At 65.8% G+C, this 1,301-nt stretch carries 1 protein-coding gene; it reads left to right on the top strand.

The window, feature by feature from the left end; all coding sequences use genetic code 11:
• On the top strand, nucleotides 1-1,278 hold a 1,278-nt coding region (ahcY, locus tag DRB17_RS19780; RefSeq protein WP_114583948.1), incomplete at its 5' end, for an adenosylhomocysteinase.
• Nucleotides 1,279-1,301 lie beyond the last annotated feature (23 nt).

The following is a 1,301-nucleotide window of genomic DNA, read 5'->3' as shown; positions in this document are numbered from 1 at the left end:
TACAAGGTGAAGGATATTTCGCTTGCGGAGTGGGGCCGCAAGGAGATCGATATTGCCGAGACGGAGATGCCGGGTTTGATGGCGCTTCGCGAGCAGTACGGTGGTGAGAAGCCGCTGTCTGGTTCGCGGATCGCGGGCTGCCTGCACATGACGATCCAGACGGCGGTGCTGATCGAGACGCTGACGGCGCTGGGCGCGGAGGTGCGCTGGTCGTCGTGCAACATTTTCTCGACGCAGGACCACGCGGCGGCGGCGGTGGCGGCCGCGGGTGTGCCGGTGTTTGCCTGGAAGGGGATGAGCGAGGAGGAGTTCTGGTGGGCGATCGACCAGACGATCTTCGGGCCGGACGGCTGGCGGCCGAACCTGATCCTGGACGACGGCGGCGACCTGACGGCGGTGATGCACGAGAAGTACCCGGAGCTGCTGGGTGACGTGCTGGGGCTGTCGGAGGAAACGACGACGGGCGTGGCGCGGCTGTACCAGATGGCGAAGAAGGGCACGCTGAAGGTGCCGGCGATCAACGTGAACGACAGCGTCACCAAGAGCAAGTTCGACAACATCTATGGCTGCCGGGAGAGCCTGGTGGACGGCATCCGCCGGGGCACCGACGTGATGATGGCGGGCAAGCGGGCGGTTGTCTGCGGCTTCGGCGACGTCGGCAAGGGCTCGGCGCAGTCGCTGCGCAACGCCGGCTGCCGGGTGATGGTGACTGAGATCGACCCGATCTGCGCCTTGCAGGCGGCGATGGAGGGCTACGAGGTCACCACGATGGACGAGGCGGCGCCGCTGGGCGACATCTTCGTCACGGCGACGGGCAACGTGGACGTGATCACGGTCGACCACATGCGGGCGATGAAGGACCGGGCGATCGTGTGCAACATCGGCCACTTCGACAGCGAGATCCAGGTCGAGGGTCTGCGCAACTTCAAGTGGCACAACGTGAAGCCGCAGGTTGACGAAATCGAGTTCCCGGACAAGAAGCGGATCCTGCTCTTGAGCGAGGGGCGTCTGGTGAACCTGGGCAACGCGACGGGGCACCCCAGCTTCGTGATGAGCGCCAGCTTCTCGAACCAGGTGCTGGCGCAGATCGAGCTGTGGCGCCGGCACGAGCAGTACGAGCGGGACGTCTACGTGCTGCCCAAGCACCTGGACGAGGAGGTCGCCCGGCTGCACCTGGAGAAGATCGGCGCGCCGCTGACCAAGATGAACCCGAAGCAGGCCGAGTACCTGGGCCTGCCCGCCGAGGGGCCGTTCAAGCCCGATCACTACCGCTACTGAACGCGGAAACGAACGCGGGTCGG

The organism is Ferruginivarius sediminum, from assembly GCF_003344765.1.
GTDB lineage: Bacteria > Pseudomonadota > Alphaproteobacteria > Kiloniellales > Rhodovibrionaceae > Ferruginivarius > Ferruginivarius sediminum.
The sequence above is the reverse complement of the archived record's forward strand: the minus strand, read 5'-3'. Positions and strand labels throughout refer to the sequence as shown.